The following is a 14416-nucleotide window of genomic DNA, read 5'->3' as shown; positions in this document are numbered from 1 at the left end:
CAAATCACCTCCTACAGGAAGTGAATCATGAACCACGCCTCACTGGAATCCCTCGCGATTCAAACTGAACGTCCGACGCTCTAGCCCAGTTACCCGGCCATCCTGGTCAGTGACCCATTAGCTTTCAAAGCAGCCATCAGCATCGGCCCGACCGAAAACTGCCCTGCCCTCGCCTTCTCGGTGAGCGCCCGCAGATAGCCGCCGGCTGAATCGATGTGCTGCGCCCGGTGCAGAATGCACGCAATCACGACTGCTGCGATCTCCTGACCCATGACATGGCAGGCATCCTCATACGCCGACGGCGAAACGCCCAGATATCCCCGCACCTGGGCGGCGGTTATCATGAAATCGCGCCAATTGCCGATCCCGTCGACGGCGTAATCCCCAATTTCCGGGCAGGCCTTCAGCACCATCCCTAGCGGGTAGGTTTTTGGGGGCTCTGCGGTCCTCGTTAGTGGCTCGGCCGCCGCCCCGCTTTTCTCTAAAGCAGGTTCAAATTCAAAAGTAGAGTCGGTATTTGAATTAGATTGCTGCCGCTCGCTTTGGGACTCATTGCCGCTAGGATTTGCGGATTCCATATGAATTTCCAGCAGCTTATCCACGTCGTCATGCAACGCTGCCAGATCGGCCACGATAGGTTCGAGGTCGGCAATGTTGGCTCGGCGCGGAATTGTCTCCACAACGGCGCGGAAGCGCCTCCACAGGCCTCCCCAGTCGCCCGGCACGTCTTCCTCAACGGCCGCCTCGATCAGCTTGTGGATGTCACGGCGGTGCAAGGTGATCCGCTCGCGCATCAGCCTGAGCGCCCTGTTGTCGGCGCGAACACGCTCGGCCGCCGCCTCGAACTCTTGAGTGCGGGCCAGCAGCGGCGCCAGGGAAAAGCCGAACGCTTCCTCGATCTCCCCTCCCCTGCCCTTCCGCGCGTAACGCTTGCCGTTCGGGCTGTCCCGACGGATGACTAGACCGCAATTCACCAGTTCCGCCAGGTTCCTCCTCAATGTGGAATCGGGCATGCCGTGCGCCCTAAGCGACAGCTGTGCGTTCGAGGGAAACACGATGAGGCCGTTTTCTTCACTCAGCTCACTGTCAGGATAGAATGATAGCAATGCATTCAGGACGGCCAGGGCGCGATCGCCGGTGCCGATGATGCTCTTGCCCTCGCAGAGGTTGCGGTAGACCTGCCATTTGTCGGCGACCCTGCCCTTGGGGATCTCCCGTGACTCGTTTTGCGCTGCCAGCATGGCAAGCGACATCGGCCGCCGCCCAAAGGGCGTCGTTGCAATACCCGTCTCCATTTCTTCCTTCGCCTTCAATTAGGCAAAAGAAATCCGTCCGCCGAATCGACGCTTAAAACTCTTGACACTGATTCGCGGAAATGAGATTCTCGGCTTGCTAAAGATCGAGAAGGGCTTCCACGGTTCGCCGTCGGGGGCCTTTTTCTTTTGCGGTTCAGTCTCCTGTTGCTGTCCTCTCCGACTTCCTGAACGCCTCATAAAGGTCGCCTAGATTGTCGGAAATCCACGTTCCAAAGCGGCCGCCATCTGTCTCCTTCACGGCGATCGTGACGGCCTTGCCTGCCTTCTTGACACTGACGCTAACTGATTTGTCCTCAGGAGCCCAAGATTGTGCCTCGGGCTTCACACTGGCCTTGCGAACGGGCTTTCCCTTGGCATTCAGGGCCGCAAACAACTTTTCGAAGCGTTCGTTGCTTTCCAACTTACCGAATTCGGGTGAGGACTGGATTTCATCAACCATGTCGGATTTCCTGCCGACAAGCAGGGACAGTTCGACCCACCGCTCGCGACCGACAGACGCAGCTGATCCAATCTTGCCGATGACAGATGCCGGGATCCTTGTGACAACTGACACCATCTTCGAGACAGCAGCGGCGTTCGAGGCCAATGCCGACGAGATGACATCTCTGTCGTATCCCAAGTCTTCAAGGCGCTTTGCGAACATCGCCTTCTCGATGAAACTGAGATTTGCCCGAGCAGAATTCTCCTGACCCTGGGCAATGACATGAGTCTTGTCGTCGATCTCCTTGACGACCGCCCTCACCTTCCGCCCCAGTTCGCCAGCAACTCGGACGCGGCGATGGCCGAAAACGATCATGTAGCGGCCGTCGATACCGGGATGCGGACGAACAAGTATGGGAGAATCCTGACCCCTCTCCCGGATCGCTTCCAGCAGTTCTTGATACTGCTCCTTGTCGTCGCCCATGCGGTCGGAAACGAACGAGCCGTCGATGGCGTTTGGATCGAGTTCGACCACATGCTCGCCTTCAAGATACGCATCCGCTTGCTTTGCCAACTCGTTGACTGAGCGGATCATGGATTTCGAAGCGCCGCGGATCGGATATGCCGCCGTGGAGGTAGACGACACCTGGTCGTCGGTCTCCGTTTCTGAGAGGCCTGCAAGAAGGTTCTTACGTGCCATATTTGTCTACCTCCAGACAGCGCCTAGTCCATTGAATGCATTCGAAAAAGATCCGAATTTGTCAGCGGACAAAGTCAGCGCCCCCATGCTTTATGAATCAAGTCGGCGACTTCACCGTTTACGACTTCCAGCGCATCCATTGCCCGCTCGTATGTGGAACGGGTCATCGCATTCTTCTCAACTTCGTAGAGGGTCTGCTTGGTAATCCCCGCATCGGAAATCGCCGTTGATTTCAGCATCTGGTTCTTGAGAATGAATTCGCCAAACAGCGTATGCAGGAACGCCACCATCTGCGCTTGCGGCTGATCCGTGGGTTCGAATCGAGTAACAAGATAGCGATACCACTCCAGGTTCACCTCGGCACCCGCCGCCCTGATCGGCTCGAGGATGTTTCCGAGCATCAGCAGAAACTGGCCCATGCTCATCACATCGAGCATCTGCGGATGGATCGTGATCAACACGGACGTCGCCGCGGTCAGTGCGGTGATCGTCAGATACCCGAGCTGCGGCGGACAATCGATAATTACGACATCGTAGCGATCGTCGACCTCCGTCAATGCCGTCGAGATGCGCGTGAAGAACGCCCTGCCCACATTCGAAGACCTGTCGGTCATTGCAAGAGGCGTGTCGTATTCGAATTCCTGCAGCTCTAGGTTCGCAGGGACGATATCGAGGCCCGGGAAATTCGTTGGCTTGATGATTTCCGAGAGAGGCACCTTCTGGTCGTCATATCGAATCGAGTCGTAAAGCGATTTCGTCTGGTCGAGTTCAGGCTGGAACCCATGCAATGAGGAGAGCGACGCCTGCGGGTCGAGATCGACAGCTAGGACACGGTGCCCGGTCAGCGCAAGATATTGGGCGAGGTGGGCAGCGGTGGTGGTCTTACCGCTGCCGCCCTTGAAATTGACCACAGCTAGGATCTGAAGCTTCTCGCCCGGCCGCCGATGGGGAACATACATTCGGGCGTCGGATCGCCCGTACTGGTCGAGATACTGGCGCAGCTCAAGCATCTGTTCAGCAGTATACGACCGCCTGCCCGACGTTGAGGTTTCAGGCACCGGGCCTTTGCCTTCCAGATGCAGTTTCTTCAGATGGCTTTGGGAGACCCCAAGATATGTGGCAACCTCGGCCAGCGAGAACGAGCGAAGATTCTTCTTTGCATGGGGAGGGAAGCGCTGCATCGAGAGTAGGTGCAGCTTCTTCGATATCTGGTCGCCTTGCTCGAGAATGCTTTTCTCGAACAGCAACGGGATTTTCGTGGGAACGGGCGAACTCACGTTCATTCGATCGACACTCTCTAAAAACGATTTTTGGCGCAAAGACGCCAAGCAAGCGTCATTATGTCCGATTCGCTCGATCCGGCAAGAAATTTTAAGTTAACAAAAGGTTAACGGCCTCGCGGCAGCGGAATTACGTGATCCGATTCATGCAATTGAATAAGCTACACAATTTGCCGATTTTGTCAGCGGACAAATTTCCTGCTTTCTGCAGCCGTCAGTCCAGTCTCCGCAAGTATATCGCCGATCATCATACCGTGCGGGAAGCCGACACGAGTGCTGCGCACCCTTCCACTTAGGGGAAGAGGAGTTCACGTGAAACTTTATGTTTGCCAAGAAGACCCACCGAACCTTACGGACCCTGGGCAGGGCAGGGGGGGCGGCGCCTTGTCGATCACCCCCATCCGGGAATGTTGTCCTGCAATGACGATTGCAGCATGTCCGTTTTTTTTCGAAAACAAGCCCGCGCCTCGGGCGGAGAGCGCGGGCCGATCGGGTTGGGCCCGATTTGTGGCGGGCAAGCGGGGGCGGGCCGCTGCTCACAGATAATTATTAGTATGCGCTAATATTATGCTGTCAAGTTCGGCAACTTCTCCGGGGACGGGGATCAATTAACGGAGCCGAGGGCGCCATTCGCGCCCGGTTCCCAATTGATCCGAGGCGGTGACGTATTTGTTGGCACATGCGCTTCGCATCGTAATAAGAAGGGCCGCCGACCCGGAGCCTGCTCGCGATGCGCATTATTGCATTGTGGTTCGGGCCTCAACGCCCGCTGCATACGCCAAATGAGTCGGTACAGGGCGCCAATTCCGACGAGCCCTGCACCTCAGGCTGGCTTACCTGCAACTGCTGAGCGTGCATCCAGTCGGCAGCGGCCTGCGCCTTCGCAGCGGCCGTGATGATAGCCCTCTTGTCATTCTTCAGGACGGCGAGCCAGCTCGCCAGATAGGCAGCTGTGTTGTCGCGCGGATCATGCGCCACGCCCAGGTCGGCACACAGGAACGATGCCGCGAGCTCCGCGACGAGCTCCTCGACGGCATAGCCTTCACTGCCGAACCTGCCCGTCAGATCGCGGTCCAGGCGATGCTTTGCGCCGGACCAATGCGAAACCTCGTGTAGCAAAGTTGAGTAAAGGTGGATCTCGCTGTCGAAACGCCCGCGGTCAGGCATGAGGATGTCGTCGATGCTCGGCCGGTAGCAAGCTTTGGTGCCACCGTAGCTGACGCTTGCGCCGATGTTCTGGACGAAGCTCTCGACGGTCTGGATGTGGGGAACCGGATTGCCCGGGAGCTCCTCGGCCGGCCTGAAGAACCGATCCGGCATGTTCTCGATCTGCTCAATATTGAAGACGGTGTAGCCTTCAGATATGGAATCGCGCGGTCTTCGTCGTCGTCGTGATCCTTCGGCGTGAACGTGCCGTACTTGACGACGAGCGTGCCTTTTTCGCCCTTGCGGACCTGACCGCCGAAGTCCTGCGCCTGTCTGTAGGTCATCCAGGTGTTTTCCTCGTAGCCGAACGTCTGGCCCGCGACCCACAGCATGATGACGTTGATGCCGCGATAGGCTTCTCCGGTCACGCGACGCGGAATGATCGAGCTTCGGCGGGCATTGCCGCGCCATGGGCGGATCCAGGGTTTGGTGCCGGCTTCAAGCTGCTCGACAATAGTATCCGTGATGCGCTGGTAGGTGTCCTTAATGCTCGTCATGGCCGTCTCCATCCGTTGGTTGACGGCAAAGACCGGAGATAGCCGAACGAGCCTATGCACCCCAAGGGGCCGCAACGGAGAGGAGGACCGCGACAGCGGTTGCATGGGGGAGGGGCTATCGTAGCTTGTCCGTCAAATCACCCCAACGGATGGAGTCGGCCGGCTGCATCGAACGCGCCGGCCGATCAACTACGGTCGCTGAGCAGCTTGCCGCCTGCGGACGCTGTCACCGTTCGCGGTCATCGCTATCGCGCTCACGCGCTCGCTGCGCCGCGATATCGGTCTCGATAGCCTCCAGCTCACCGAACGGCGTGTCTTGCCGGGGCGCTTCAGCCCGTTCGGCTTGCGCGGGCGCCTCGAAAGACTGCGGCTCACGACCGAGGCGGGAAAAGTCTGATCGTGCGGTGAAGGTGAATTCAGTTTCGTCGTCCGGCAGCCGTTCGGGCAGGTCCGCGCGATCGACGGCGACAATCCGCTCGTCTGTGACAATGCTGGCGACACGGTTATCATGCCCGAGCACCTGGCCAGTGACTTCTTCGCCCGGGCGGGCTGTGCGGACGTTGTGTTCAAACGGTACCTCGCCGCGCGCCTCGAGGTCGGACAACGCGGCGCGAAGGGCTTCGCGGCGGTTCGGGTCTACCGCGTCCTCGAGCACATGTTTCATGGCCGCACTTGACGGGTCTTTCGTGGTTTCGACCGACGCCTCGACGATGCGCGGCTTGGTTATGACGGTGAAATCGACTTCATGGCCGTAGTGGCGGCCAAGCTCGGCAATGAAAACCTCCTGGGTGCGACCGTTGCCCTCGCGAAAGGGATGCACATAATTGAGCTCGGCCATGACTTGGCCCGCACGCTCGGCGAACTGCTCTGGCGTCGAGCCGCGCAAGACATCGGGATCACGGATAGCCTTCAACGCTTCGTCGAGGCCCATTTCGATGCGCGAACCATGCAGAAATGCCGTACTGCCTTTGGAGAGCCCGCCGATCGGCTCCACGCGCTGCCCGTCGACGATCGGGCTTTCGTTTCGCGTGTGGCCGGCCCATTCGTAGACGTCCTGAAAGATATGGCCGTGGATGGCCTTTAAATGCGCCTTGTCGAACAGACCGGTAGGACCGTCGCCTTCGGCAATTTCTGCCATGCGGAAAGCCGTGGCGCGGTATTCTTCGATACGGAGTTCGGAATGAGTCTCGATACCGAACTTGTTGCGCAGCACGTCGGTACGATCGGGATCGTCCGACGTGTTCGGGTAAAAATAAGATCCCTTGGCGGGTGTGTCAGACATGGGCTAGGTCAAAAAAAATGCCTGCGTGGGGCAGGCGGCTTTTGCCTTCAGAGGACGGTATATTTCGATTACGCCCGTTTCGGCGGCCGCACGACCCTCAGGCGATATTCCTCGCGAGTAATGTCGCCGGCGACGTAGGCCGCCGTCGCTTCCTCCAGCACCGGATCGTGAGTGTAGCCCTGCCGGATATTGGCCGCACGGGCTTGGTCCGTCGCCTTTCGGCGCCGGGCTACGGCTTCCGGCGAGCGGTCCGGACGGGTCGAATGAATGTTCATCAACAAATCTCCGATAGCAATAAACACTAGCAGAAAAACCGCTGAAAATCGAGCGGTTTGCGGCATGTATCGGGCTTGTGAAGGGATGCGCCCGGCTCGAGGCCGGGCGCTTCGCGTCAATCAGTCGCGGGGTTCCCATTCGATGATCGCCTGCAGCGTGGGATCGTCCTGGCCGGGGAAGCGGCCGAGATTGGCGTTGAAGCCGAGGCGCTTGATCGAAAGCGTGTAGTAGGGCTTCTTCGCCTCACTGGTCTTCTTCCAGATGCCGCCAACCTCGATGTCATAGCCGCGCGGGGACTTGGCATAGACGCGGTGCGTCGGGGCTTTCTCGTTGCTCGAGTCGAACGGGACAACGTGGATCTCCAGGTCGCGATCGATAGTGGAGATAAGGCCGTTGCCCTTGGCGGCGTCCAGGTCGTCGGTGTCGAACTGGATGAAGTTGGTGGTGGTCATGTCAGTCACTCCTCTTTGGTGGTTGCAATGATCGTTCACGGGCACGGCGGAAAGCGGTGCGCACCGGAGGCCGAAGTGAGAGCGGAGGAAGTCGAGGCCGGAAAAATTTGGTGCGCGAGGAAGCCGCAGGCGGGGAAATTTTTGCGGGCCACGGCTTTGCGCAAACCGCGTCGGCGTGCGAACGAGCGTCAAAAGCAACCGCCTTAGAGGGGTGAGGTATGAACATCATTGGCTATCTGTCTCCGGATCGATGACGGCCTGAAGCGGCAAGAAGTGACCTCATTTTATTCACACTTTGCGCCACGGCAACGGGTTCTCGCCATTCAGAGCAAGAAACGAGAAGCAAATTGCTTCAGCGCTTTTACCACTTCATAGAGCCGATTTGGGTATGCCAGGTCAAGGCGCCGGAGACTTTTTGGCGCGCCGATAGAGATGCGGACTTTCGATCTCGGCCGACCAGAGCCCAAGCCTTCTGTTTCGGGCGCTGTTCTCGGCCTCGCCATACTCGACGAGGTTGATGGCATGGGACGACGGCAGATATCGAAGCATGGATTCGGCAAGCCCGGCGCGGACCATCGCCAGTCCGATATCGGTTTCCTTGTAGAAGCAGTGCCCCACCAGGCGGCGATACTGATCGCGGTCGATGATCCGGCAACTGACGTGTTTCCCATCGATCATTCGCCGAAGAAAGGCCCGGCCTTCAATGCCACATTGCCAGACCTTGCCATTGCGAAGGCCTGTCTGGCCGAGCTCGCAAGCGTCGGTCGCCGCGATCCAGATGCGCTGCTGGCGCACGCTGATCGTGTCTCCGTCGATCACGCCGGCCGTGCCAGACCAGGTGGTCGGATCGGCATCGCCGCGCCGACGCTGATGCAAACAAAGACCGCGAGAAAATAGCGCAGGAGGTACATCAATTCACTGTCTTCATGAGATTGCGAGCAGCGAGCCCGAAGACCGACCGCGCAAGGTTGAGCTCGCCGGCGGGCGCGCGCTCTGTCATGGCCCGCAAATAGCCGCCCGGCGAGGTAACTTCTTGCCGGTCGAACTTCTGCAGCGTCACCGCGATCGCTACGGCCGCCTGCTGCTCGCCCATCTGGTCGATCGCGCGGCGGCGTGCATCGTCGGAAATGCCGGTGACGCGGCACATTTGCGGCATGATCCGCACCAAATCGGCCCAGGTTCGCGGCAGGGCAAAGCCGTAGGTATTTAGCGCCGGTATCGCCCGCAAGACGTCCTTCAACGCCACAACAACATGCGGCAGGCGCTTCGGCTGGTTGACTTGATACGAACCTCGCCCCAGGCTTGTTTCATAAGCCCATTGGCTGGCGGAGCCAGCCTCTAGCAAACTGAGTTGTTCGGCGTCAGCCGAACGCCAATTCTCGCTACTATCTACGATCTGATCAGGGCTTGTAGTCTGTTTGTGCATGTCGTTTTCGGCATTCGCGCATGCCGAATTTTCTGTCTCCAATACGGATTCCGAACGGGGGCAGAGCCGTAGGGCTCGTTCGATGAGCCACTCGAACAACGCCGTAGCGCGGCGCAAAACTCCGCTCGACGCCTTTGCGGCAATGCCGACAACCGCAAAGACCCGTTCAAGTCGCGCCTCGAACCCTGATCGGGCGCGCTCTGAAAGGCTGGTGGCGGTTGCCAAAGCGTACCTGAGATTGCGCAGCGCCCCTCGATAGCGGCGAAGTGCTGCGGTTGCGGCTGCTTTCTCGGCTTTCGCCCGCCGCACCAGCCCATCGAGCTCGCGGTAACGAACAATCAGAATGCGCATATCGATGCCGCAACCGTCGACGATTAGGCCATCGGCGTTGCGGTGCGGAAAACGCTTGTAGTTGCCGCTGTCCTGCATGGTGACGATTCCGGCGTCGAAGAGGTTCGACAACATGCGACTGACCCGTCCGACCGAGCGATTGATCTCGAAGGCAAGCTGCTGGTTTGACTTGAAGATGATCGGCCGCCCGCCTTTGTCAAAGGCCTCGGGCGAGGCCGTGTTGACCAACGTGACCAAAAGATGGCTTTCGCTCGCGTTAATCAAGCCTGCGCAAGGCAGGTTGTGCGCGAGCACGGCAAGCTGCCCGCGTGTCACTGATCCCATCTCGGCCGACTCCGACAGCCGCCGGTATTCCGTGCGTTGTGGCGTCACTCTGCGACCGATCGGCCGCTTCAGTGGCACAGGTTCTCCCATTCTCGTCTCCTTTTTTGGTGGAGACCAGGCAAAGCAATCCCGTTCACCGAAACGGTGCTTTTCAGGTTGACAGAGGAAGGGAGGTTTGCGACAAAACTTTTGGCTAAATTGTTATTCGCAAACCGCTTCCGGGATTCGTTTCGGGGCGGTTTTCTTTTTCTGGTCGGTTCGTCTTCTCCGTCGTAAGCACGAGTTGGCTTGACCCGGAATAATGATTCCGAGTGATTTGCAGAACCATAACTCGAATAGCCATTTTGGCGCAACAATCGCGCTGCTGTCGGTAGCATTCAAAACCACTCTCCAAGATTTTCAGGGTGTTTGGTAGCTCAATCCCCCGCTGCGTGCTGTATCCGCTATGCCTTTTCGGATATATGAACGGCAGCAAAACACCGGCCTGGTATCCAAGCCGATGTCTTTTGCGGGCGGGAAGGGGAGTTTGAGGGGAGAGGGAACGGGCCTCCCTGCGTATCGGGCCGCTCGATCCGGCCCGCATCAGCGGCCGTCGAGTTGCGCCGCCTGGGCGCGCTCTATGAACGTTCCCGGAAGGCCGAAGACATCGAGCGCCCCGGCAAGCGCGTCCGGCATTGCCGATATCCAGGCCGCCAACCGCTTCATCGCACAGACCTATCTGCCGGCGCACAATGCCCGCTTCGCCAAGCCCGCCGCGGTTGAAGACAGCGCCTTTGTCGCCGCCGACCCCGCTCAACTGGCCCAGATCCTGTGCATCGAGGAGGAGCGCGTCGTCGCCCGTGACAACACGGTCGCCTTCGCGCGGCTGCGATTGCAGCTGCCACAGAGCCCGATCCGACATCACTTCGTCAAAGCCACGGTCAAGATCAGGCACTACCCGGATGGCACGCTCGCGGTCTTCCACGGGCCGCGCCGCATTGCTCGATACATGCGTGACGGCGCCGCAATCCAAGAGACCTGCCGCACAGGGCAAGCCGCGTGAACCGCTTCGACGCAAAACAGAAGCGGACAAATGATGTGCTACCAAAACCGGACATCTTGATTAGCTACCCACAGGCAATTTCTCGCCTGGAATCCGGATTTCTCGATACAGCACTGGGCAAGCACACAACCGTTCCGGCACGAGGCCGATCGACAGCATTTCATCGATGGCTATGAAGAGGCCGGCCTGCCACGGTAGGGTTGGACGCGGCCGCAACCCCATCCGTGCAAATTTGGATATTAGCCTTTGGTGACCATTCGCACTGCCACACTTGCCGACGCAGACGCCATTTGGAGCATACTCGAGCCCATCTTGCGGGCAGGCGAAACCTACGCGCTGCCGCGTGACTGGAGCAGATCCGACGCGCTGGCATACTGGTTTTCCCCGGATCACGAGGTGTTCGTCGCAGAGACGGACGAACTGGTGACGGGAACTTATTATCTGCACGCGAATCAACGGGGCGGCGGCGCCCACGTCGCCAACTGCGGTTATATCACCGCGCCGGAATCGGTCGGCCGGGGTGTTGCAACAGCGATGTGCCAGCACTCTCTGGTTCACGCGGCTGCGCGAGGCTTCCGGGCCATGCAGTTCAATTGTGTGGTCAGCACCAACGAACGCGCGGTTAAGCTTTGGCGTCATCTTGGATTCGACGTTGTCGGAACGATTCCGCAAGGTTTCGAGCACCCGGTTGTGGGGTTTGTGGACACGCTGATAATGCACCGAACGCTCTGATTGCCTGGCCCAGGCGCATCGCAATCAGTTGCGAGCGTCGCATGACGCGATCTGACCCGTTCGAGACCTTCATTCTCTGAAAACCACAATGCCCAACAGGATTTACTCCGCGAGTTGGCGGGGCAGATTGCATCGTTGGAGGATAGAGTCAGTGACCTTGAACGGCGCTAGAAAATGACACGCCGATCTGTTGTGGAAGAGCTCGAAAGTGCCGCCGATCGCATCGCGGACATGTCGCGAGCGGATCTCCAGATTATCCTGCGCCGCGCCGCATTGATGCTTAGAAACGTTGCTGGTGTCCCGCTTGATCCGGCAACCGCAGACGCGCTCGATTCCATAGCCGCTGAGATGAAAATTGGCCGGCCGGACCTCATCCCGATCGTGCTGCGCGACTGGCTGGAAACCAACGCCTATTTGCCGGTCCGGTCGATCGATGAGGAAAGTGAGACGGACGGGAGCGCGTAGAGCGCCTGTCCTGGATCTAGCGTCTTTTCTCCTTCGGCGTGATCTCTTCTACCTGGGCCTTGTCGCCGGTCTCTTTCGCCATCGCCGCAGCTTTAGCCTTGTTCTTGGTGGTCAGCACCGTGCGCCAGTGCGGCTTTTCGAACACGCTCACCACGTAGCTTGTCGGCGGCAGCGGGGTGTTAGGATTGGGATAAAATTAGAACTTGTAGGCGAGCCCAAGTGCAACGGTGTGAATTTTGACATCTATTGTGCCATCACCGCCCGGCGTAGTGTAATCGACCTCGCCATAGTCGGTATACCTGTACTCTGCACGTCCGATGAGATTGGCACTGAACGCAATATCGGTGCCGATGCCAACTGTCCAACCGGCTTTAGTCTCACTGGCGTTTGCAAACGTTCCTCCGGCGTCAAACACGTCGACATCGATATCCCCGAACGCCAAGCCGCCGGCACCGTAGATCAAAACTTGGTCAAACGCATATCCAAGACGGCCACGAACCGCACCGTTCCACTTGAGTTCAGTGGTCAAGCTTTCGCCAAAGTCGTTATTCTTTGTGCCCTCAATACCGCTATAGTTCACGTCCGCATCAAAGCCGGTCACGACTTGATTGAACTGCCAATTCCATCCTCCATAGATACCGACAAGACCACCATCAATATCACCGCTGATTTCTGCTATAGGCGACGATGGAAAATCATTGTCGGATTTGCCCCAACCATAGCCTGCCTGAAGGCCTACATATCCGCCGGACCACACAAATCCGGCTGGCGGTTCAGCCATCGAACTGACATCAGCGGCAGAGGCGAAACTCGCAGACGCGACCAAGGTCGATGCGATAACCAAGAGACGTTTCATGCAAGTGTTCTCCAAGCCCAGTCATGATGCACCCTTGGGCAAAAACCATTGAGAAGTACATGCTGTTTTTCGCGTTTACATCACAGGGTGCAATTTGTTGCGATTATGCAACATCCTGGACGGAACGAACGCGCTCCCGGCGCCTTGCTCTGCTCCCGTCCTACAGTGATCATTGGATAGCGCTGGATCCGGGCAGGAACCTTCGGGATTGCATCTGGAGGGGGCGCCGTCGCTGCGGACGTTCAAGCGAAGGGCGAGACTCCGAACAGCCAGCCGTGCAGCCAGAGCCCGAACAATGCGAAAGCCACCAAGCCGATGCCCACAGCAATCAGGTCGCTACGCGGTCGCACGACCGCGGGTGCCGGATCGCCGCGTGGAATGACGGCAATGAGATCGACAATCGCGTAAACCAGAAACGCTCCGAAGACTAGGAGCGAGGCAAGGTCGCCATTGGCCAGGAGGTGGCCGATGGCCCAAAGGATGATGCCCACCAGCATCGGGTGCTTCAGCCGATGCTTGATTGAACCCGCGAGCAAGTAAGCAGCTGCCAGAAAGACGAATGCGGCGAGCACCGACACCGACGCGAGTTGGCGGCCCCAAGATGGCGGCTCGTAGATCTCAGGCGCATTGGGCCGATAAAGACTCCAGCCCCAGACGATCAGCACGAAGCCGATGATCGATAGGAGCGAATAAAGTCCCTTCCAGCGTCGCTCGTTTGTGGCGATTTGCGCATCACGAAAGCCGCCGGCGGCGATCCGAACAGAATGGATTCCGAAGAAGATCACGAGGCCGAAAACCAGTACTAGCATAATACCTCCGAGGTTCGGACGCTTACGCTCTCGCTCGAATTGCCGGCTGCATATGCTCCTGCAAACGAGATGGTCAGAGTAATACATCAGGACCCGCAATCTTGGAATGGGCGAAGCTGCCGATTGGCACGGCACAGCGGCATCGTCTGCGCGCAGCTTTGTCGTCACGGCGCCAATAGGCGACATGGCGACCGGAATCTGGACCGGGCCACTCGGCTCTAACAAAGGTCGATGTGGACGACCAACTGGCCCTCGCCGGGATGCCGCGAGATGTGACCTTTGCCGATCCTGTCTTCCGCCAGCACGATGCTGCCGGCGGCGAGCCGGCGAATGTCGCCATCGCTCGTTTCGAATTCCACTTCGCCGGTAAGCCAGATCACCAGCTCGCGACGCGGCGGGTTGTGCCAATCCACCACTCCCATGCCGGCAGGCACCCGGCAGATGTTGCATCCGGTCGCCGCAAGCGTGTCCGTCAGACGCAGTGGCGGATGGCCGTTGAAGAAGGCTCGGGGCAGCAACGTGAGGTCCACCTCTTCCATATGCGTTTCGCCCTCGGCATCGGCGTAGATACGCAGATACGTCACGCGCTCATCGGTGGCGCGGGTGGCATATGAGACGGTCTTTACGAGGTCGTGCATGGCCATCTCCTGGTCGTTGCCGTATAGGTACGCGGGCATTGTGTGCGCTTGCCGGCACAAAGGCTTTCGGGCGATCTTGTGGTTCGCGGCGGATTTACTGGTCATTCGCTTGAGAACTGCGAAAGACGGACAAAGTGCTGTTTCAATTCGATAAATTCCTGCTCGACACTGACCGACGAGAGCTTAGGGGCAGCGACGGGGGAGTGGTTCACGTCGAGCCGCAGGTGTTCGACCTACTCCTCCATCTTGCGCAGAACGTCAACCGGGTCGTCAGCAAGGATGAGTTGATCGAGCGTGTCTGGAACGGCCGAGCCGTATCGGATGCGGCACTCAACAGCCGTATC

The 14416-nt window shown here is 58.7% G+C and carries 16 protein-coding genes and 1 pseudogene; 4 read left to right on the top strand and 13 right to left on the bottom strand.

The features are described 5' to 3' along the window. Positions 1 to 89: 89 nt before the first annotated feature. The 9 genes and pseudogenes from repC (NKJ32_RS33725) to repC (NKJ32_RS33685) form a co-directional block, all read right to left on the bottom strand. A complete protein-coding gene (gene repC / locus NKJ32_RS33725) occupies positions 90 to 1295 on the bottom strand; it encodes a plasmid replication protein RepC (protein ID WP_352785423.1) in 1206 nt (401 codons plus the stop codon). Between the two features lie 154 nt (positions 1296 to 1449). Then, entirely contained in the window at positions 1450 to 2436 is a 987-nt protein-coding gene (repB, locus tag NKJ32_RS33720; protein WP_352785420.1) for a plasmid partitioning protein RepB, read from the bottom strand. A 74-nt stretch (positions 2437 to 2510) separates the two neighbouring features. Beyond that, complete coding sequence (repA, locus tag NKJ32_RS33715; RefSeq protein ID WP_352785417.1) at positions 2511 to 3719, bottom strand: plasmid partitioning protein RepA; 1209 nt, start codon at positions 3717 to 3719, stop codon at positions 2511 to 2513. Positions 3720 to 4475: 756 nt separating this feature from the next. Then, positions 4476 to 5419: pseudogene (locus tag NKJ32_RS33710) on the bottom strand (ArdC family protein). A gap of 226 nt (positions 5420 to 5645) precedes the next feature. Beyond that, positions 5646 to 6701 (bottom strand): Fic/DOC family protein, encoded by a 1056-nt coding sequence (locus tag NKJ32_RS33705; RefSeq protein WP_352785414.1) that lies wholly within the window; start codon positions 6699 to 6701, stop codon positions 5646 to 5648. A gap of 68 nt (positions 6702 to 6769) precedes the next feature. Beyond that, positions 6770 to 6976: an antitoxin VbhA family protein gene (locus NKJ32_RS33700; RefSeq protein ID WP_352785411.1), complete on the bottom strand. Its 207-nt coding sequence runs from the start codon at positions 6974 to 6976 to the stop codon at positions 6770 to 6772. A 120-nt stretch (positions 6977 to 7096) separates the two neighbouring features. Further along, positions 7097 to 7429 (bottom strand): DUF736 family protein, encoded by a 333-nt coding sequence (locus NKJ32_RS33695; RefSeq protein ID WP_352785408.1) that lies wholly within the window; start codon positions 7427 to 7429, stop codon positions 7097 to 7099. 396 nt (positions 7430 to 7825) lie between these two features. Further along, positions 7826 to 8248 (bottom strand): thermonuclease family protein, encoded by a 423-nt coding sequence (locus NKJ32_RS33690; RefSeq protein ID WP_352785405.1) that lies wholly within the window; start codon positions 8246 to 8248, stop codon positions 7826 to 7828. A 91-nt stretch (positions 8249 to 8339) separates the two neighbouring features. Next, positions 8340 to 9620 (bottom strand): plasmid replication protein RepC, encoded by a 1281-nt coding sequence (repC, locus tag NKJ32_RS33685; protein WP_352830190.1) that lies wholly within the window; start codon positions 9618 to 9620, stop codon positions 8340 to 8342. Positions 9621 to 10149: 529 nt separating this feature from the next. Here repC (NKJ32_RS33685) and NKJ32_RS33680 point away from each other — a divergent pair. The 3 genes from NKJ32_RS33680 (at position 10150) to NKJ32_RS33670 (ending at position 11769) form a co-directional block, all read left to right on the top strand. Further along, positions 10150 to 10572, top strand: a complete 423-nt coding sequence (locus NKJ32_RS33680) for a hypothetical protein (protein WP_352785399.1) — start codon at positions 10150 to 10152, stop codon at positions 10570 to 10572. Between the two features lie 249 nt (positions 10573 to 10821). Further along, the gene (locus NKJ32_RS33675) at positions 10822 to 11304 is read left to right on the top strand and encodes a GNAT family N-acetyltransferase (RefSeq protein ID WP_352785396.1); all 483 of its coding nucleotides are present in this window, start codon (positions 10822 to 10824) and stop codon (positions 11302 to 11304) included. A gap of 174 nt (positions 11305 to 11478) precedes the next feature. Then, positions 11479 to 11769, top strand: coding sequence for a hypothetical protein (locus NKJ32_RS33670; RefSeq protein WP_352785393.1), 291 nt, complete (start codon positions 11479 to 11481; stop codon positions 11767 to 11769). Between the two features lie 16 nt (positions 11770 to 11785). Here the strand turns inward: NKJ32_RS33670 and NKJ32_RS33665 are convergent, their stop codons facing one another. The 4 genes from NKJ32_RS33665 to NKJ32_RS33650 all read right to left on the bottom strand — a co-directional run bounded on the left by NKJ32_RS33665 (position 11786) and on the right by NKJ32_RS33650 (position 14072). Further along, positions 11786 to 11920, bottom strand: coding sequence for a hypothetical protein (locus NKJ32_RS33665; protein WP_352785390.1), 135 nt, complete (start codon positions 11918 to 11920; stop codon positions 11786 to 11788). 45 nt (positions 11921 to 11965) lie between these two features. Further along, positions 11966 to 12625, bottom strand: coding sequence for an outer membrane protein (locus NKJ32_RS33660; protein ID WP_352785387.1), 660 nt, complete (start codon positions 12623 to 12625; stop codon positions 11966 to 11968). 242 nt (positions 12626 to 12867) lie between these two features. After that, positions 12868 to 13602: an NnrU family protein gene (locus NKJ32_RS33655; RefSeq protein WP_352830187.1), complete on the bottom strand. Its 735-nt coding sequence runs from the start codon at positions 13600 to 13602 to the stop codon at positions 12868 to 12870. A 50-nt stretch (positions 13603 to 13652) separates the two neighbouring features. Then, positions 13653 to 14072, bottom strand: coding sequence for a cupin domain-containing protein (locus NKJ32_RS33650; protein WP_352785381.1), 420 nt, complete (start codon positions 14070 to 14072; stop codon positions 13653 to 13655). A 134-nt stretch (positions 14073 to 14206) separates the two neighbouring features. Here NKJ32_RS33650 and NKJ32_RS33645 point away from each other — a divergent pair. Further along, positions 14207 to 14416 (top strand): winged helix-turn-helix domain-containing protein (locus NKJ32_RS33645; RefSeq protein ID WP_352830186.1); only part of this gene is annotated, 210 nt, incomplete at its 3' end.

This window comes from Mesorhizobium sp. M0159, from assembly GCF_040322295.1.
Classification (GTDB): Bacteria; Pseudomonadota; Alphaproteobacteria; order Rhizobiales; family Rhizobiaceae; genus Mesorhizobium.
Note: the sequence above shows the minus strand (reverse complement) of the source record. Positions and strands in the feature narration are given on the sequence as shown.

Coding starts and splice junctions, on each gene's coding strand:
- repC (WP_352785423.1), bottom strand. CDS start 1,295: ATGGAGACGGGTATTGCAACGACGCCCTTTGGGCGGCGGCCGATGTCG.
- repB (WP_352785420.1), bottom strand. CDS start 2,436: ATGGCACGTAAGAACCTTCTTGCAGGCCTCTCAGAAACGGAGACCGAC.
- repA (WP_352785417.1), bottom strand. CDS start 3,719: ATGAACGTGAGTTCGCCCGTTCCCACGAAAATCCCGTTGCTGTTCGAG.
- NKJ32_RS33705 (WP_352785414.1), bottom strand. CDS start 6,701: ATGTCTGACACACCCGCCAAGGGATCTTATTTTTACCCGAACACGTCG.
- NKJ32_RS33700 (WP_352785411.1), bottom strand. CDS start 6,976: ATGAACATTCATTCGACCCGTCCGGACCGCTCGCCGGAAGCCGTAGCC.
- NKJ32_RS33695 (WP_352785408.1), bottom strand. CDS start 7,429: ATGACCACCACCAACTTCATCCAGTTCGACACCGACGACCTGGACGCC.
- repC (WP_352830190.1), bottom strand. CDS start 9,620: ATGGGAGAACCTGTGCCACTGAAGCGGCCGATCGGTCGCAGAGTGACG.
- NKJ32_RS33680 (WP_352785399.1), top strand. CDS start 10,150: ATGAACGTTCCCGGAAGGCCGAAGACATCGAGCGCCCCGGCAAGCGCG.
- NKJ32_RS33670 (WP_352785393.1), top strand. CDS start 11,479: ATGACACGCCGATCTGTTGTGGAAGAGCTCGAAAGTGCCGCCGATCGC.
- NKJ32_RS33660 (WP_352785387.1), bottom strand. CDS start 12,625: ATGAAACGTCTCTTGGTTATCGCATCGACCTTGGTCGCGTCTGCGAGT.
- NKJ32_RS33650 (WP_352785381.1), bottom strand. CDS start 14,072: ATGCACGACCTCGTAAAGACCGTCTCATATGCCACCCGCGCCACCGAT.